The following is a 16,918-nucleotide window of genomic DNA, read 5'->3' as shown; positions in this document are numbered from 1 at the left end:
CCCCGGCGTCGCGCCCGGCTGCCAGGGCAAGCGCTGCCCAGGCTCATGAACCGGCCTCCGAGCCCGCGCGCCTGCGCAAGCTCGCCGAGGCCGCCTTCAGCCAGACCAGGGTGGAAGCGCCAGCCAGACCTGCCCCTGCCCCGGCGCGGGCCGCCGCACCGGCCAAGCGCGCCGTCAACGGCCGCGCCAATGACGCGGGATGGGAGGAGTTCTGAGCGGCGAAACGGCGCCCTCAGGCTTGGCCCAAACTCTTCCGTCAACGAAACGACATGAATGTCGATCTATGCGTTGACAGGACCATCCGGCCCCCGTAAACGAACCGCCGTTGCCCAGGTGGCGGAATTGGTAGACGCACCAGCTTCAGGTGCTGGCGCTCGCAAGGGCGTGGAGGTTCGAGTCCTCTCCTGGGCACCACTCTTTCTCTCAAGCAGGAGAAAGAGTCATGATCTCGCAAGGCCTTACGGCGCATTCGCCTTCACCGGGCAGCTCCGCATCCGCCCCTTGCGATGATCCATCCCTCCACTACCAAGTAGGGATTTTTCTAGCTCGATTGTCGTGCACTGGCGCAGGCTGCGCCAGGTCGCGCGACAGGGCCGAGGCATGATACGCGAGCCCCGATCGTTGCGTCTTCAAGCAACCCGATCGACGCGTTTTAGTCGCACCGCCCTAGCCGCCCCTCGTGCAATGCCAACCCTGCCGGGCGGCGTGAATGCGCTGATGCGGGCGCCCTCGAACTCAACAGCGCTGCGCTGGATCACGGCCTGACATAGGTCCAGCCTTGCTCCTGCAATTCCATCACATGGACGACACCGGACTTCACCACCGTCGCCTCGGGAATAAGGGAGATTTCCTTGTTCTCCGCCTTGCTCATATTGCCCTGAGTATTGCCGCAGGCTTTGAAGGAGATTGCCGGGGTGCTCGCCGCGATTGCCTTGATGCGCGCTTTCACCGGAGACGTGTCATCGCGCAGCATGTTCAGGCCGGGCCCGAAGGTCACGATTTCGATCTCCACTTTATCGCCGCGCTCCTGATAGTACTGCGCGACGTTGGTGGCGTTGTTGAGCGCCAGATTCATCGTCCCGGGTTCATTCGTGTTCACCTGCAGGACGAGCCGGTGCACCTTCTTTTCAACAGAAGGTCGCTTGGATGTTTGCACCGAGGTTTGCTTCACCTCCTCAGCTGCCACGGGCGCCAACGTTATGAATAGCGCGACACCTGCCACCAGGGTGGAGCCGACAACATCTCTAAAGCTGATCGTCATTGTCTTTCGCCCATGAGTTTGAGGACTATTCGGGACGCGGCTTGGCGGAGCGTGGCCAGTTGCAGGCGACAGCCACCTTGCTGCGCACCGCCTTCAGACCGCGAAGGGAGAAATGCCCTTCATGGACCGCGCCGGATCGCGCGGAGAGGCGGATCGCCAGCGCCCCCTCTTCGGGAAGCGACTGCAGCAAACTCACAACATCGCCCCGAAACGCGATGCCCGTTCCGAGCGAAGCCCTGCCGGTTGCGACCCGCACGGGCTGGCCGCTATTGAGGCTGTAGGACAGGTCGTAATCCGTACTGCTGCTGGCGAGGGCCGGCCCTCCGACCACCATCTCCGTCCGGCCGCCACGGCAGAGAACCGAAAGCTGCGCCAGGGACGTACCGGCGTCGTCGCGGGACAACGCGGTGGCGGTGACGATCGGCGCATAATCCACCGGTGACGTCGTCTCACTGATGACCCAGTCGTCGCCGGCTTGCATAAGCTTATCCAAGCAGACCACCCGCTCCGCCTGCTCGAGCTGCGAGCAGGCGCGAGACGGAGTCATGGGATCGGCAGCGCTCTGGGCGAGAGCGGTCTGGCTCACCATCGCGAACGCTACTGTCACCATGATCCCTCTCATCGTAACGCTCGCGGAGCGGAGGCCCGGCGGTCGAGCCACTCCTGCGCCGCGGCAAAACGGTTTAGACCGGGGACCGTCGCGGCGAGGTTGATCGACTTCCATTTCTCGTCGAAGCCCGGCCCCTGGAGCTTCTCGATACGGCTGAACAGGAGGTCGACGAAGCGGGCGACGCGGTCGTAGCGGTTGGTCTGTTGGGCCCAATTGAACGCAACCAGAGCGGTCGGCACCGCAATCGTCGCCACCCGCTCATTGGGCTTGATGAGGCCGGGATACTCGCGGGCCTCCAGCACGGCCGGAAGATAGTAGTCCTCGAACTTGCTCTCATATTGGACCGCAAGGAACTTGAAGCCGGGCTCGAAGCGTCCGCGCACGAAGGCGTCGACTGGCTTGGACGTGATGAAAACGACGGCGGCGATCTCACCCTTGCGCATCTGCTCGAGAGCGACTGGATGAGGAATGAACATTTTCTCTGCATTGATGCCGAGGCGGCTGAAGATCATGGGCCCCGAATAGGCGGCAGCCGTGCCCAGCGTATTGAAGTTCACTTTCTTGCCGTTCAGGTCCTGCAGGGTCTGTATCTCGGGTCGGACGAGGATATGCAGTTCCGAGGGGAAGAGATTCAGCAGGTAGGTGATCTTGTGCCGGATCTGGGGGACCTGGGTCCTGTATTCTTCCAACGCATCGGAGTTGATGATCGCCGTATCGACACCGCGCAGATAAAGCAGCGCGTTCAGGTTTTCCGTGGCGCCACGGGTGACGATCGGCAGCACGAGCATGTTCGGCCCGTCATCGACGACGCGGGCCATCTCGGCCCCGAGACGCAGCGGCGCGCCCTCGATCAATCCTGCGGCAAGACCGACCGTCCATGCGTTGATCTTCTCCTGCTCCGTCGCGCGCGCGGGTCCGCGCGACGGCACGGCAATATTCCGCGTGTTCGCCTGGGGCGTCTGCGCCTGCAGACCGGTTGGCTGGAGCGTCGGCGCAAGCGCCGCCAACGCGGCCAGCAGGAGCCAGAACCTTCCCGGCAAAATCTTCATTCCCAAATCCTCTTTTGCCCAAACCCTCGTTTGAGCGTGAAATCCAAAGGCGGGAGCATCGCCTTCGTCGGGCGTTACCGGAGCAGCGCGCCGACGCGATCCTTTGCCTCCTGAATGCCGCCGGCCTGCGCCTTCACGTAGAGCTCGCGGGCCCTCGTCACTTCGCCGCGCGTGCCATAGGTTCCCCAGGCTGAAAGAATGCGGGGATCGTAGGTCTCCGCGAGCATGAAGCTCGCTCGTGCGCTGCCCATCTCGATCGCGCGCTCGAGCACGATCCGCGCAGAGCCGATATCCCCCTGCCCAAGCAGCGCACCGGCGCGAGCGATCAACCGCATCGCCTCCTGGCTGACATGCGCCTCCGCAACCGCCGGCTGCTCGGCCTCGACGACCGCCACTTCCTGCGGAAGCCGGGAGTCCTGACTGATCGCCAAGGGTTCGGTCGCTGCAGGCCCGGAGACGCCAAATCGCGCCGCTCTCGATTCCGAGGTCATTGCCGCCGCGCGATCGCGTTCTTGCTGCAGGGTTTGGCGTAGTTCCGCGATTGTCGTCTCTGCGGCCCGTCTGGACTGGCCTGCTTCGTCCTGCGCCTTGCGCAGTTGCGCCTCCAGCGCCTCATTGTCTTGCCGCGCCGTCGACACCTGGTTCGCCAGCGCGACACCGCGTGCGCGCTCCTCCGCAAGCGCTTGACGTTGCTCTGCTCCGGTTGCCGTCAAGGCCTGCCGCACAGCTTCGACCTCGGCGAGAGCAGCCGCCTTCTGCTGCTCCAGCTGGAGAATTTGGGCATTCCTCGCAGTTTCCGCCTGCTTGAACTGTGCGGTTTCGCTGACGGCCTTGCGCAGTTGCGCCGCCAGCGCCTCGCTGTCCTGGCGCGCGACCGCAAGCTGGTTCGCCAGCGCGGCGCCACGCGCACGCTCCTGCTCGAGCGCTTGACGATGTTGCAGCGTTGCCGTGGCCAGCGCCTGTCGCGCGGCATCGGCCTCGGTTGATAGAACAGTCGCCTTCTGCTGCTCCTGCTGGAGGAGCTGAGCACTCCTCGCAGCCTCCGACTGCTTGAGCTGTGCGGTTTCACCGACGACCTTGCGCAGCTGCGCCGTCAGTGCATCGGTTTCCTGTCGCGCCGCCAACAGCTGGTTTGCCAGCGCCGCGCCGCGTGCGCGTTCCTGCTCGAGCATTTGGTGTTGTTGCGCCATGGTCGCAGTCAGCTGCCTGCGGGCGGCTTCAGCTTCTGCCAGAGCTGCCGCCTTCTGCTGCTCCTGTTCGAGCGATTGTGCGGTTTTGGCGGCATCCGCCTGCTTGGGTTGTCCGGCTTCGGCCACCGTCTTGCGCAGCTGCGCCGCCAGCGCCTCGCCTTCCTGCCGCGACGTCGATAATTGGCTCGCCAGCGCGGCAGCGCTCGCGCGTTCCTGCTCAAGCGCTTGAGTTTGCTGCGCGCGAGTTGCGGTCAGTTCCTTTCGCGCGGCTTCAGCTTCCTGCACGAGGGCGGCCGTTCTCGCGCGCTCCTGTGCCAATGCATGGTCATTCTCGGTGGCTTGGGTGCGCAGCTGCGCGGTGAGGTTTTCGATGGCGCGCCGGGCCTCGGCAAGCTCCTGCGATATTGCAACGGCCCGCTCTCCGTTCTGCGATCGCTGGATTGCGGGTTCCGGGGCCTCGGCAATCCGTGGCGCGCGCCCCTGCGCGCCGGCGGCATCGGCATTGCTCGGCGGGGGCGCTGTATTCGAAACCTGGCTTGACGCCAAACCAGCCCGCGCAAACTGAGGAGGCTTCGGTTGGTCCGGGTCGGGGATCACAACGACAAGCAGGAGACCCACCGCAGCGAGACCGCTCGCCAACGCGACATAGCGGCGCTGACGTCTCGCACGCTCAGCCTGGAAGGATTTAGCGCGTTGATTGCTTCTCGCAGGTGGTGACTCCCGGGTGCCAGTGGCTGCTGATGCATCAGTGCGATGGGGTTTGGCGCGTGGCTCTGCGCCGCCCCACTGACCGGTCCAGTGAGTGGCATCGTATGGCTCGGTCGCGCCACCCTTTCCGATGACGATTTGCCGATCTTCTTGTGCTCTCTCTGTCACGTCGCGCATGTAACGGACGCCTGTTCAGTTGGCGGCACCACGCCCTCGCAACGATCGAGATGACCCCGGTTCGCAGGAGAACAGAAGGCGGGCATAGGGGCAGGAGATCGCACTAACGGGGTACCCCGCCTATGCTGCGCGCGGCGCCGTCACCGTCGACGGCAAGCTCATCGACCAGCCGGTGCTGGACCAGGCGAGGAAGATCCTGGCGGCCGGCAATCGCAATGCGACCCCAGATAGAGCGTGATGATTTGACTCGGAAACACCACCGTCATTCCGGGGCGATCCGAAGGATCGAGCCCGGAACCCAGAGCCGATGCGGTTTCTCCATAATGCGCTCGCATGGCGAGCCTCGAACGTCGAGCGCATTGGTTCTGGGTTCTGGGTTCCGGGCTCAGGCCTGCGGCCTGCCCCGGAATGACGGCGTGGTTCAGACCGTAGTCATCAGGCTTCTAGAGTTCGGACGGTTCCGTCCGAATGCGGCGTGATCTAGCGCGCGAGCTTCGTGCGCATGTCCTTGACCTGGGCCGGCGTCACCGCCGGGGCGGCGTTGCCCCAGCTGTTGCGGACATAGCTGAGAACGCTCGCAACCTCGGCGTCGCCCAGATTCCAGGCGAAGGACGGCATCGCCGGGGTCGTGGGCCTTGCCTTGGTCGTCCCGGCCTGGCTGCCCTCGAGCACGACGCGGATCAGCGAGGTCGGGTCATCTCCGTTGACCACTGGCGCCTTGGCCAGCTTCGGGAACAGGAAGGGTGTGCCCTCACCCGAGCTGACATGGCAGGCCGAACAGCGGTCGATGAAGACGGCCTTGCCGGCCAGCATCAGGGGATCGCCTGCATCGAGCGGCCGGGGCGGGGCGGAGCCGGCGCCCTTGATGTCCTTGAGATAGGTCGCGACCGCGTTCAGATCGGCATCAGTCCAATATTGCGTCGAGTTCGCGACAACCTCGGCCATCGGGCCAGACGCGATGTCGAAACGGTTCGCACCGGTTTTCAAGTAAGCGACGATATCCTCGGCCGCCCAACCGCCGATGCCCTTATGGGCGTCATTGGTGATGTCGGGCGCGACCCAGCTCTGCAGGTTCCCGCCGCGCAGGAACTGGTCGGTCTTGTCGGCGCCAAGCAGGCTCTTGGGTGTATGGCAGGTGCCGCAATGGGCCGGGCCGTTGAGGAGATAGGCGCCACGATTCCATTCGGCTGATTTGGCCGGGTCGGGCTTGAACTCGCTGGGCGAGAAATTCAGCAGGTTCCAGCCGATCATCACCGTGCGGATGCTGAACGGAAAGGGCAGCTGGTTCGAGACGACGCGATTGTCGACCGGCTCGATCTTCTGGAAATAGGCCCAGAGATCGGCGATATCGGCCTCCGTCATCGCGGAATAGGCCGGATAGGGCATCGCCGGATAGAGCCGCTTGCCGCCCTTGCCGACGCCCTCCTTCAGCGCACCGCGAAAATCGGCATAGCTCCAATTGCCGATGCCGGTCTCGCGATCGGGCGTGATGTTCGATGGGATCAGCTTGCCGAAGGGGGTGTCGAGCGGCGCCCCGCCGGCGAAGGGCCGACCGCCGGGCTTCGTGTGGCAGGCAGCGCAATCGGCCAGGACGGCCTTGTAGCGGCCCGCATTGATACGGTCGAACAGGTCGGAGGCGAAGCCGCTCGCGCTGACGAGAGCGGCTGCGACGACGCCGGCGAGAAGCGCTGCCTTCTTCATGCCTGCACCAGCTTGCCGGGGTTCTTCAGATAATGGTTGCGGATGGCATCCGCAGCCCAGAAGGCAAGCGCGCCGACAGGGCCGGTCGGGTTCTTGCCGGCGTTCTGCGGGAAGGCCGAGGCGCCGACGACGAAGACATTGGGCACATCCCAGCTCTGCAGATGGCGGTTGACCGCGCTGGTGTTGGGATCCGTCCCCATGATCGCGCCGCCGGTGTTGTGCGTGCTCTGATAGGGCACGGAATTCCAGCCCTTGCGCGTCCGGCCGACCACCGCCTGCTTGCCGCCGAGCGCGGTCGCGATCTGCTGCATGCGGTCGCTGACCCAGTTCGACATGCGGATATCGTTGTCGGGGAAATCGAAGGTCATGCGCAGCAAGGGCCGGCCGAAGCGGTCCTTATAGGTCGGGTCGAGATCGAGATAATTGCCGCGTGCGGCGTAGGACGAGCCCTGCGAGCTGAAGGTCAGCGTATTGCCGTAATTCTCTTTGGCCGCCTTCTTCCAGGCGCTGCCCCAGCGCGGCGTGCCCGGGGGCGTCGGCCGATAGGCGATCGGCCGACCATTGGTCGGGATGCAGTTGATGCCGGCGCCGCCGACGAAGTCGAGGGCGGCATGATCGAAGGCGTCGCCATTGTAGTCGTCGACCGTCTGGCCGAGCGCGCCCGCCGCGATGAAGGGGTTGAAGTTCTTGCCCTCGAAGAAGACCTGCGTCGAGGCGTTGGTCTGATAGGCATAGTTGCGCCCGACCGTGCCCGTGCCGGTCGCGGGGTCATAGGGCGTGCCGATCTTCGAGAGCAGCATCAACCGGACATTGTGCAGGCCGTAGGCGTTGAGCAGCACGATATCGGCGGGCTGCTCGCAAAGTTCGCCGGTGACGTCGACATAGGTCACGCCCTTGGCCGTCTTGCCGTCGGGAGCGAGATCGACCTTGAGCACCTCGCATTCCGTGCGCGCCTCGAAATTCGATTTGCGCATCAGCACCGGCAGGATCGTGGTGTGGGCGCTGGATTTCGAATAATTGGCGCAGCCAAAACGCTCGCAGAAGCCGCAGAAGGTGCACTGCCCCATCGCGATGCCGAGCGGATTGACATAGGCCTTGGAGAGATTGGCCGAAGGCGTCGGGAAGGGATGCAGGCCGATCGAACGGGCCGCCTCCGCAAACAGCGTTGGCGCATAGGTCATCTGCATCGGCGGCAGCGGGTATTCCCGGCTGCGCGGCCCCTCGAACGGATTGCCGCCGGCCTCGATCTTGCCGTTCAGATTGCCGGCCTTGCCGGAGATGCCGGCGAGGTACTCGAAGCGGTCGAACGAATTCTCCAGCTCATCATAGGTGACGCCCCAATCCTGCACCGTCAGATCGGCGATGCGGCCCGCGCCATAGCGCTCGGTCAGATGCGTCTTCAGGACGAAATCGCTTGGAAAAAAGCGCCAGGTGTGGCCGTTCCAATGCGTACCCGCGCCGCCGACCCCGGTGCCCGGCAGGAAGGAGCCGTAATCGCGCATCGGCAGCGCCGTTTGCGAGATGTTGTTGCGCATCGTCATCGCTTCCTGCGCCGGCTGCAGGAACAGATCCTTGCGGATGGCGTAGCGCAACTCGTCAGGCGCATAGGCGACGTTGAAATCGGTCGCCGTGTCGCGCCAGGGTCCGCGCTCGATCGCGACGACATCGAGCCCGGCATCCGTCAATTCATGCGCCAGGATCGCGCCCGTCCAGCCGAGGCCGACGATGACGACATCCTTGCGGGGCAGTTTCTTCACCATCGTGCCTGATCCCGCCGATTATTTGCTGCCGACCTTCCACTCCGGCCGCCCGGCGATCGAGAGCGGCGGCAGAGGGAAGGGCTGGTTATGGGCCGTGACGTAGTCGCGGTAATCGTAGCGGGCGCCGGGGAAGCCGAGCAGCTTCCAGCCCGCCATGTCCTTGTTGCCGCCATAGATCGGGTCGGCGAAGAAGCCTTCCATCGTGTTCTGCAGCAGCAGATTGAAGAAACCGGCGGCGGCGGGATAGGCGACCTTGCCGGCGTCGAAATCGGCGAGCACCTTGTCCTGGTCGGCGGGGGCAAGATCAGTGAAAGATTTGCCGGCGAACTGAGCCCGAACATGCTGGGCCAGCGCGGCGAGCCCGGCGCGGTAGCGCGCCACCGGCGCCTCGGCACCCTGATAGCCCTGCGTCGGCAGGCCGGGCAGGAACGGGCCTTGCGTATAGAGCCGCTCGGACGAGCCATAACTGCCGGCAAGCTGGCGGTCGATGAAGGTCGCGCAGCCGGCCTCCTTGCCGCCGATGCTGAGATCGTCCGCCGGAATCAGGCGGTCGACGATGGCCTCGACCATGCGCGCCTCGTCGGCTGTGAAGACGTACCAGCGCCCGCCGGGCAGCGGCTGCGGCGGCAGCGCCGCGAACGGCTTCCAGGGCAAGGTTCCGGAGTGCTCGGCCGCCTTCGCGCCTGCGATGGAGGCCACGAGCAAGGTCATGCCTGTCGAAGACAGGAAACCGCGGCGACTGGGGCGAAACGGTGTGGATCGTGTCATGCCGGCCTCGACTATCCGCATCGCTGGTCGGACAAGCCGCAGCCACTGCTAACCGAGCGAGGCTCTACTTTTGATTGAGAACAATCAACATCCGATCGGAGCGGTACCGCCATCCCCCAGATGCATGGAGTAAGCCCGGGAAGCAGCCGCGCATGCTGGCGGCCCTCTTCCATCGCTGCGCGTCATATGCTGAGACATGAGGGGCGATCGGCTTGTCTCGACGCAACACCGGGCCGGCTCAAGCAATTACGAAGCAAGCCATCACGAAGGATGTAAGGCATTCCGATGCAAGTTCTCGATCACAATACCCAGCCCCTGGAAAAATGGCGCGATGGCGTGATGACCCTGATGCGGGCCTCGGCAACGGTGCAGAGCAAGCAGTTATGCATCTTCGATCAGTTCTGCGATCCCGGCCTGGGAGCTCCGATGCATCTTCATGCAGTCGAGGAGGTGCTCGAGGTTTACGAGGGTACGGCCGAGATCTACCTGCGCAATGAGAGCATGATCGTGACGGCCAACCAGTCCGTGCTGATCCCCGCGGGCGCCCGCCACGGCTTCAAGAATGTCGGCACCGGCATTCTGCGCGTGCGCGCGACCTTGGCGGCCGCCATTTTCGAAGCGTCCTATGACGATCGCAACGAATTGTCGCGGCGTTATCTGCCGCAGGACGCATGACGCCTCCCTGCTGCGCGCGGTTGGGCGCTTAGCCTACTTCGCTTTCGACGCGGCGTCCTGGATGAGCGGAACGATGAGACGGTCGATATCGCCCGGCTCCGGGATGTGAATATATTCGATCGCGCGGACCGAGGCCCTGAGACCGCTCAGCACCGAGTCCGTGCCCGAGGCGAAGACGATGACATCGGCATCGTCATGAGCCAGGGGCGCATCGCCTGAGCCGGCTCCGGCCGAGCGCAGATTAGAGACATGAGGCGCGAAGCGCAGCACGCCCGCCCTCATGATCGGCAGGAATTCGGGAAACCGCGCCACCAGCAGCACACGCGCCATCGGGTCGATGGAGGCGAGTGCACGTCTGGTCTCCTCCGAAGGAATGAAGCGGATCGAGACCACGCGTGCGCCCGGCAGGATGCTGGCGACCTCGCGATGCCGGTTGACGAAGGTGACGACCAGATCGGCCGAAGCCGCGCGCGCCTGAATCGCGCGATCGCGCTGGATCGCATCGATCGTCATCGGCTCCACCGTGGCGCCCTGCCCGAGGCGCGCCGCGATGACATGGGCGTAGCGGGCTGTCGGCCCGGCGAACAGGCCAACCATGACGACGCTGGCGCTGCGCCCGAGCCTGGCCCGCGAGGCCAACCGCGCATGGATCAGCGACGCGAGGTCGGAGGCGCGCAGGCCCAGCGCCATCCCCTCATCGATCAACGCATCGATGCGGCGATGAAGCGTCATCAGATCGGGCCTTCCCGCGAGACGAGCCTGACTGCTGCCGGCCACGCTGGTGCCCGCCCCGGCACGCGTCTCGATGAGCCCGAGCCCCTTCAGATCGCCATAGACCTGGCTCACCGTCATCGGGGCGACGCCGACCCTCGCGGCGAGGTCGCGCACCGACGGCAGGGCTTCGCCGACAGCGAGATCGCCGCAGGCGATGCTGTATTCGATCAACCCCTTGAGCTGCTGACGGATCGAAATCGGCAGGTCGCGATCGATCTTGAATTCCATGCCCACCTGCCTCGATCGAGTGTTCTAGTCGGATATAGCAGGTACACTGGCCAGCGGCCCTGACAAGCCACCGGGCATTCGCGCCTTCGAGCCGGACGATGCAACCCGCACGCGATTGACACCGCTTTACCGGCCATGGGAGTGTTCTAGTACGATGTTACGTTCGGCCCTTCCGTCCGTCAGAATCCACGCCCCTCGGCAGCCTTCGGCGGTCGCGGCGCGAACGGCTTCGGCCTCGTGAGCGGCTATGTCCTGAAGCGCCTCGCCGCGATCGTGGCGCTGGCATTCGGCATCAGCGTCATCGCCTTCCTGATCATCAGACTGATACCGGGGGATCCGGTCGTGGCCATGCTCGGCACGAGCGCCGGCGACAAGGCGCTGATCGAGCGCCTGCGCGAACAGCTCGGCCTGACCCAGCCCCTGCACCTGCAATATTTCGTCTGGATCGGCCATGTGCTGCGTGGCGATTTCGGCTATTCCTACGCCAACCAGCAGAGCGTGAGCTCGCTGCTCGCCTCCAGCTTTCCGGCCACGATCCAGCTCACGCTCGCGGCGCTCACGCTGTCGCTCAGCGGCGGCACCGCGCTAGGCATCATCGCAGCCCTGAAGCGCAACCAGTCGGCCGACACGGCCAGCATGGGGCTCGCTTTGGTCTGCATGTCGGTCCCGAGCTTCTGGCTGGGGCTGCTCTTGATCCTCGCCTTCGCCGTGACATGGCCGATCTTCGACGTCGTCGGGGGCACCTCGCTGAAGGGGCTCGTGCTGCCGGCGGTCACGCTTGCGCTCGGGTCATTGGGCTTCAACGCCCGCTTCGTGCGCTCGAGCATCATCGCGGCCCTGTCACAGAACCACGTCACCACCGCCCGGGCCAAGGGTGTGCCGGAATTCAAGGTCTTCGTCAGGCATGTGATGCGCAATGCGCTTCTGCCGATCCTGACCATCACCGGCCTTCAGGTCGGCCAGCTGCTTTCGGGTTCGGTCATCGTCGAAACCGTGTTCTCGCGTCCCGGCGTCGGACGCCTGCTGATCCAGGGCATCCTGGCAAAGGACTACATGACCGTTCAGGCCATCATCCTGATCATCGCCATCATCTATGCCGTCTCCAACTTCATCGTCGACATTCTCTACCCCGTGCTCGATCCGCGCATCGCCAACCGCTAGCTGGGATCGCAGGCCATGCCGGACCTCGCCTCAACCGCAGCAACGCTCCCCGCCGGCCAGGGCGATCCCGTCACTGCGGCGCCGTCGGCATGGTCGCGACGGCGCGCTACTTTACGCGCGCTGCGCCATCGCAGCCTGTCGACCGGCCTCCTGATCTGCACGGTCCTGACGCTGGCGGCGTTCTTCGCCCCCCTGCTGACCTCGATCGATCCGACCATGCAGGATCCGATGGCGACCTTCACGCCGCCCTCCCTGGTCTATCCGATGGGAACCGACGCCTTCGGCCGCGACCTCTTCGCCCGCGTCCTGTTCGGTGCGCGCACGACCATGCTGGCGAGCCTTGCGGTGGTGGTGCTCGGAGCCCTCTTCGGCACAGTGATCGGCCTGGTCGCCGGCTATTTCGGCGGCGCGATCGGCTTCGTCATCATGCGCCTCAACGACCTGCTCCTGGCATTCCCGGGCATCCTGCTCGCCCTGACGGTCACCGCGATCCTGGGGCCGGGCCTCGTCAACGGCGTCATCGCGATCGCGGTGATCCTCGTCCCGGTCTTCGCCCGGCTGGTGGAAGGGGCGACTGTCGAGATCCGCAACCTGCCCTTCGTCGAGGCCGCGCTTTGCGGCGGAGCCTCTCCCTTCAGGATCATATCCCGCCACATCCTGCCCAATGTGATGTCCAGCGTCATCGTGCTGACCACCACCTGGCTCGGCATCGCCGCGCTCTGGATCACGGCGCTCGGCTTCATCGGGCTCGGCGTGCAGCCGCCGACGCCCGAGCTCGGCGCCATCCTGAATGACGGCCAGAACTACATCACGCTCGCCTGGTGGATCACCGTGTTTCCCGGCCTGTTCCTGTCCCTGTTCGTCGTCAGCGTGAACCTGATCGGCGACGGGCTCAGGGACGAACTCGATCCGACGCTCGACCGCAGCTGATGCCGCAGATCGCATGCCTCGCGATTGGCATGCCTCACGATTGGAGAGACGAGATGAGTGAACGACAGCGCAACACCGGAATGAAGACGGCGCTCGCGACCCTCCTTGCCGCCGGCAGCCTTGCCCTCGGTGTCGGCGGGCTCCAGGCGCAACCGGCCGCCCCGAACAAGCAGGCCAAGCTCACGGTCGGCTGGGCCGAGCCGATCGACACGCTCAATCCCGCCACGACCGGTGCGCGCAATGTCGGCCCGCTCCTGGCCAACATCTTCGACACGCTGATCTGGCTGACGCCCGATTTCAAGATCGTGCCGCATCTGGCGACCAAATGGACGATCTCGGAGGACGGCAAGACCTATAGCTTCACGCTGCGCGAGGACGTCAAATTCCATGACGGCACGCCCTTCGATGCCGAGGCCGTTGTCGCCAACATCAAATACATCACCGACAAGAGCACCCAGTCCAAGGTCTCGATCGGCCTGCTCGGCCCCTGCAAGACAGCGACCGCAACCGCCAAATACACCGTCGAGTTCAGTTGCGAGACGCCCTACGCGCCCTTCCTGGGACAGCTCGGCGTGCCCTATCTCGGCATGCAGTCGCCCAAGGCGATGGCCGAATACGGCAAGGATCTCGGCTTGCACCCGACCGGGACCGGCCCGTTCTCCTTCGTCAGCTACGAGCCCAATCAGAGCCTGATCCTCAAGCGCAACGAGGATTACAACTGGGGCCCCTCGGTGCTCTCCCATAAGGGCCCGCCCGATATCGCACAGGTGCTGTTCCAGATCGTGCCGAACCCGCAAGCGCGCGTCAGCCAGTTCCAGAGCGGCCAGTCGCAGATGATGCAGCAGACGCCCGGCGTCTACTGGAACGCCTTCCAGAAGATGGACAGGTATACGGCGATCCCGGTTCCGATCACCGGGCTCGGCATCTTCGCGCCGATCAATGCGAGCAGGTTCCCGACCGACGATCTCGCCGTCCGCAAGGCGATCCATTACGCGATCGACAAGAAGGGCGTCATCCAGCTCGCCGAGGCCGGCGCCTTCCCGCCGAGCCTGACGCCGCTGCAACCCAGCATGATCGGCTACGATAGCTCGCTCGAAAGCGTCTATTCCTACGATCCGGCCAAGGCCGAGGCCGTGCTCAAGGAGGGCGGCTGGACCAAGGTGAACGGGTTCTGGGAGAAGGGCGGGAAGCGCCTGACGCTGACCGTGACCGCGATCTCGACCTCGACCTCCTATCCGCTGCTCGCCCAGGCGATGCAGGGCTATCTGCAGAAAATCGGCATGGAGGTGAATGTCCAGCAGCTCGCCTCGCCGGCCTGGCTCGCGGCCAATATCAACGGCGATATGTCGCTGACGCCGCTGCAATATATCGGCGTCGATCCCGACGCGCTGCAGAGCTGGTTCACGCCCGGCCAGTACTTCAACTGGAGCCATTTCTCCGACCCCAAGCTGACCGCCCTGTTCAAGGACGGACAGCAGGAGCGCGACCCCGCCAAGCGCCTGACGATCTATCATGAGGTCCAGAAGATCCTGATGGACCAGGCCGTCATGCTGCCGATCCGCCAGAACATCGACCTCGTGATGACGACGAAGAAGCTGACCGGCGTGACCTATACGGGCGGCGGCTTCGAATATCTCGGCGCGGCCTCGCTGGCCGACTGAGCGCCCGGAAACTTAAGTCCGGGCGCGAACAAGCTGATCGCGCCCGGATGACCCGACATGACGAGACAGGAGTTCGCCAGTGACGACGCTCATTCGAGCCGACAGGCTCATCGATGGAACCGGCTCGGCCCCTGTCCAGGACGCCGTACTCGTGGTCGAGCAGGGCAAGGTCGTGGCTGTCCATGCCGGGGGCATCCCGGACGGGCTTTCGACGGGGAATGCCGAGATTCTCGATTTCCCCGGCTGCACCATCCTGCCCGGGCTGATCGACACCCATGTCCATCTCAACCTGCCCGGCGACGGCACCACGCTCGAAGTGGCGATGCGCGAGCCCGAGGGCGTGCTGATGGCGACCTCGACCTTCGCCGTCGGCAAGGCGCTCGCAGCAGGCATCACGACAGTGCGCGATGTCGGCGCACTCAACAGCACAGCCATCCATCTGCGCCGGGCGCTCGAGCTCGGCCATGGCGAAGGCGCGCGCGTGCTCGCCTGCGGCCAGCCCATCACCATCACCGGTGGCCATACCTGGTATTTCGGCGGCGAGGCGGATGGCGAGGACGGCCTGCGCCGCAAGGTCCGCGAGATGGTGAAGCTGGGTGCGGATTTCATCAAGGTGATGGCGAGCGGCGGCGGAACGCTGAACACGCAATCCTGGAAACCCTCCTTCACGCCCAGGGAGCTGGCCGTCATGGTCGACGAGGCGCATCGCAGCGACCGCAAGATCGCCGCGCATTGTCTATGTGCGGCCTCGATCGACGATGTCGTCGCAGCCGGCTTCGACCAGATCGAACATGCCGGCTTCATCACCGACGGCAAGGGCAACCAATCCTACGAACCGGCCGTGGCCGAGCGCCTCGCGCGCTCAGGCATTCCCGTGACCAGCACGCTGGCGGTCGGCGGAGCCGTGCTCAGGGCGATGCTTGCCAAGGAGGAGCGCACGCCGACTGAGGAGGCCTTCCTGGCGCGGTGGCGCAAAACCTTCGCCGCCAATCTCGACCAGTTCCGCCAGCTTCGCGAAGCGGGGGTGACATTCGTCGCCGGCACCGATGCAGGTTGGCGCTTCACGGCGATCGACGATCTGCCGATGGAGATTGCCTTGATGCATCAGGGCGGCATGAGCGCCATGGAGGCGATCATTGCCGGCACGGGCCTGGCCGCGACGGTTATCGGCATCGACGATCATGTCGGCAGGCTGACGCCGGGCCTCGCGGCCGATGCGGTCGTCGTTCGCGGGAACCCGCTCGACGATCTCGGGGTGCTGCGCGATGTCCGCTTCGTGATGCAGGGCGGACAGCCGAAACGGCGCCCCGACCGCGCCGCGACTTGAAAACGTTCCCGCCTATCCAGGCGAGATCGGGTTACGAGCGGCGACTCATGCCGTCCCGGCGCTCATAGCGCGCCAGAAAGAGCGCAATCCCCTCCTCTATCTGCTCCTCGATTTCAGGCTTCGAGGGCAGTTCCAGGGACAGCATCCCCCGGACGTCGAGATCGCCCCGGATGATGCTCAGGAATTGCCGGGCGGCCAGGGATGGATTGGGGACATCGAGGAGACCTTTTTCATCCGCCAGGGTGAAAAAGCGCGCGAGCCTTTCCGTCACCACCACTGGCCCAGCCTCGAACACGACGCGACCGATCCCCGGAAAACGCGGGACCGCCCCGATAGCGGCGCGCCACAGCGACAGGCAGCGCGAGGCCGTGAAAATGTCGATGAAGTTCCGGGCGACACGATTGAGCGCCGTCGGGACGTCGTCGACCTCGACATCGGAGAGCCAGATCGTGTCGGTGATGCGCTTGGCTTCATCGGTCAGAACGGCCTCGAACAAGGCTTCCTTATTGGCGAAATGCACATAGAGCGTCGCCTTGGAGACGCCGGAGACCCGCGTGACCATGTCCATGGTGACGGTGTCGAAGCCGTGTTCGAGAAACAGATCGCACGCCGCGACCAGGATCTGCTCGACCTTCCGGCTGCGGCGATCGGGTCGCGTCTCGATGCTTTTCATGCCACCTTCCGGCAGGTTGCTTTTGCGGGTTCCTGGCGCCATGCAGTTTTCGCCCCCCTTTTGAACTGTACCGTTTAGTTTCCTCTTGACTCCTGACAGGACGCAGGGCATCCGTCAACGAAATAAACTGAACCGTTTAGTTTAGCAGGTATTCGATGGCACAGTCTCGACAAGACAGGCTAGATCACGTCGCATTCGGACGGAAACGTCCGAATGCGAAAAACGTGATCGATTCTAAAAGTTTAGAGCATTGCTCCAGCGAAAA

The 16,918-nt window shown here is 64.6% G+C and carries 14 protein-coding genes, 1 tRNA gene and 1 pseudogene; 7 read left to right on the top strand and 9 right to left on the bottom strand.

Annotated features, from left to right (window positions below; translation table 11 throughout):
- A pseudogene (locus BMZ97_RS31335) lies at positions 1-215 on the top strand (hypothetical protein); the annotation flags it as partial.
- Positions 216-327: 112 nt separating this feature from the next.
- Positions 328-414: transfer RNA gene (locus tag BMZ97_RS22130), tRNA-Leu, on the top strand.
- Positions 415-754: 340 nt separating this feature from the next.
- Here the strand turns inward: BMZ97_RS22130 and BMZ97_RS22125 are convergent.
- The 7 genes from BMZ97_RS22125 to BMZ97_RS22095 all read right to left on the bottom strand — a co-directional run bounded on the left by BMZ97_RS22125 (position 755) and on the right by BMZ97_RS22095 (position 9,224).
- Positions 755-1,261, bottom strand: coding sequence for a DsrE family protein (locus BMZ97_RS22125; RefSeq protein ID WP_092174703.1), 507 nt, complete (start codon positions 1,259-1,261; stop codon positions 755-757).
- Positions 1,262-1,286: 25 nt separating this feature from the next.
- Positions 1,287-1,871: a hypothetical protein gene (locus BMZ97_RS22120; protein ID WP_244546542.1), complete on the bottom strand. Its 585-nt coding sequence runs from the start codon at positions 1,869-1,871 to the stop codon at positions 1,287-1,289.
- Positions 1,872-1,879: 8 nt separating this feature from the next.
- Positions 1,880-2,920 (bottom strand): TAXI family TRAP transporter solute-binding subunit, encoded by a 1,041-nt coding sequence (locus tag BMZ97_RS22115; protein ID WP_092174698.1) that lies wholly within the window; start codon positions 2,918-2,920, stop codon positions 1,880-1,882.
- Between the two features lie 74 nt (positions 2,921-2,994).
- Positions 2,995-4,995 carry a coiled-coil domain-containing protein gene (locus BMZ97_RS22110; protein WP_139221285.1) on the bottom strand — a complete coding sequence of 667 codons (2,001 nt, stop codon included), beginning with the start codon at positions 4,993-4,995 and terminating at the stop codon, positions 2,995-2,997.
- Positions 4,996-5,475: 480 nt separating this feature from the next.
- Entirely contained in the window at positions 5,476-6,696 is a 1,221-nt protein-coding gene (locus BMZ97_RS22105) for a cytochrome c (protein ID WP_092174693.1), read from the bottom strand.
- Positions 6,693-8,456: a GMC family oxidoreductase gene (locus BMZ97_RS22100; protein ID WP_092174690.1), complete on the bottom strand. Its 1,764-nt coding sequence runs from the start codon at positions 8,454-8,456 to the stop codon at positions 6,693-6,695. The genes BMZ97_RS22105 and BMZ97_RS22100 overlap by 4 nt, the downstream gene beginning before the upstream one ends.
- Positions 8,457-8,474: 18 nt before the next feature.
- Positions 8,475-9,224 (bottom strand): gluconate 2-dehydrogenase subunit 3 family protein, encoded by a 750-nt coding sequence (locus BMZ97_RS22095; protein WP_092174688.1) that lies wholly within the window; start codon positions 9,222-9,224, stop codon positions 8,475-8,477.
- Between the two features lie 285 nt (positions 9,225-9,509).
- On the opposite strand from BMZ97_RS22095, the gene BMZ97_RS22090 reads away from it, so the two are divergent.
- Positions 9,510-9,899 carry a cupin domain-containing protein gene (locus BMZ97_RS22090; protein ID WP_092174685.1) on the top strand — a complete coding sequence of 130 codons (390 nt, stop codon included), beginning with the start codon at positions 9,510-9,512 and terminating at the stop codon, positions 9,897-9,899.
- A gap of 33 nt (positions 9,900-9,932) precedes the next feature.
- Here the strand turns inward: BMZ97_RS22090 and BMZ97_RS22085 are convergent, their stop codons facing one another.
- Complete coding sequence (locus BMZ97_RS22085; RefSeq protein ID WP_092174682.1) at positions 9,933-10,901, bottom strand: GntR family transcriptional regulator; 969 nt, start codon at positions 10,899-10,901, stop codon at positions 9,933-9,935.
- A 237-nt stretch (positions 10,902-11,138) separates the two neighbouring features.
- On the opposite strand from BMZ97_RS22085, the gene BMZ97_RS22080 reads away from it, so the two are divergent.
- The 4 genes from BMZ97_RS22080 to BMZ97_RS22065 all read left to right on the top strand — a co-directional run bounded on the left by BMZ97_RS22080 (position 11,139) and on the right by BMZ97_RS22065 (position 15,980).
- Positions 11,139-12,062 carry an ABC transporter permease gene (locus BMZ97_RS22080; protein ID WP_092174680.1) on the top strand — a complete coding sequence of 308 codons (924 nt, stop codon included), beginning with the start codon at positions 11,139-11,141 and terminating at the stop codon, positions 12,060-12,062.
- Between the two features lie 15 nt (positions 12,063-12,077).
- Positions 12,078-12,992, top strand: a complete 915-nt coding sequence (locus BMZ97_RS22075; RefSeq protein WP_092174677.1) for an ABC transporter permease — start codon at positions 12,078-12,080, stop codon at positions 12,990-12,992.
- A gap of 53 nt (positions 12,993-13,045) precedes the next feature.
- Positions 13,046-14,653: an ABC transporter substrate-binding protein gene (locus BMZ97_RS22070; protein ID WP_175525666.1), complete on the top strand. Its 1,608-nt coding sequence runs from the start codon at positions 13,046-13,048 to the stop codon at positions 14,651-14,653.
- 79 nt (positions 14,654-14,732) lie between these two features.
- Positions 14,733-15,980 carry an amidohydrolase family protein gene (locus BMZ97_RS22065; RefSeq protein ID WP_092174672.1) on the top strand — a complete coding sequence of 416 codons (1,248 nt, stop codon included), beginning with the start codon at positions 14,733-14,735 and terminating at the stop codon, positions 15,978-15,980.
- 31 nt (positions 15,981-16,011) lie between these two features.
- Here the strand turns inward: BMZ97_RS22065 and BMZ97_RS22060 are convergent, their stop codons facing one another.
- Positions 16,012-16,764, bottom strand: a complete 753-nt coding sequence (locus BMZ97_RS22060; RefSeq protein ID WP_092174669.1) for a TetR/AcrR family transcriptional regulator — start codon at positions 16,762-16,764, stop codon at positions 16,012-16,014.
- Between the last annotated feature and the right edge of the window lie 154 nt (positions 16,765-16,918).

The organism is Allobosea sp. OK403 (assembly GCF_900113835.1).
GTDB lineage: Bacteria > Pseudomonadota > Alphaproteobacteria > Rhizobiales > Beijerinckiaceae > Allobosea.
This window is presented reverse-complemented; position numbering and strand designations above follow the sequence as displayed.

Excerpts from the sequence above, each read along its gene's own strand:
- BMZ97_RS22075 (WP_092174677.1), top strand. The coding sequence starts at position 12,078 with ATGCCGGACCTCGCCTCAACCGCAGCAACGCTCCCCGCCGGCCAGGGC.
- BMZ97_RS22085 (WP_092174682.1), bottom strand. The coding sequence starts at position 10,901 with ATGGAATTCAAGATCGATCGCGACCTGCCGATTTCGATCCGTCAGCAG.
- BMZ97_RS22070 (WP_175525666.1), top strand. The coding sequence starts at position 13,046 with ATGAGTGAACGACAGCGCAACACCGGAATGAAGACGGCGCTCGCGACC.
- BMZ97_RS22110 (WP_139221285.1), bottom strand. The coding sequence starts at position 4,995 with ATGCGCGACGTGACAGAGAGAGCACAAGAAGATCGGCAAATCGTCATC.
- BMZ97_RS22125 (WP_092174703.1), bottom strand. The coding sequence starts at position 1,261 with ATGACGATCAGCTTTAGAGATGTTGTCGGCTCCACCCTGGTGGCAGGT.
- BMZ97_RS22060 (WP_092174669.1), bottom strand. The coding sequence starts at position 16,764 with ATGCCCTGCGTCCTGTCAGGAGTCAAGAGGAAACTAAACGGTACAGTT.
- BMZ97_RS22100 (WP_092174690.1), bottom strand. The coding sequence starts at position 8,456 with ATGGTGAAGAAACTGCCCCGCAAGGATGTCGTCATCGTCGGCCTCGGC.
- BMZ97_RS22115 (WP_092174698.1), bottom strand. The coding sequence starts at position 2,920 with ATGAAGATTTTGCCGGGAAGGTTCTGGCTCCTGCTGGCCGCGTTGGCG.
- BMZ97_RS22120 (WP_244546542.1), bottom strand. The coding sequence starts at position 1,871 with ATGGTGACAGTAGCGTTCGCGATGGTGAGCCAGACCGCTCTCGCCCAG.
- BMZ97_RS22090 (WP_092174685.1), top strand. The coding sequence starts at position 9,510 with ATGCAAGTTCTCGATCACAATACCCAGCCCCTGGAAAAATGGCGCGAT.
- BMZ97_RS22105 (WP_092174693.1), bottom strand. The coding sequence starts at position 6,696 with ATGAAGAAGGCAGCGCTTCTCGCCGGCGTCGTCGCAGCCGCTCTCGTC.
- BMZ97_RS22095 (WP_092174688.1), bottom strand. The coding sequence starts at position 9,224 with ATGACACGATCCACACCGTTTCGCCCCAGTCGCCGCGGTTTCCTGTCT.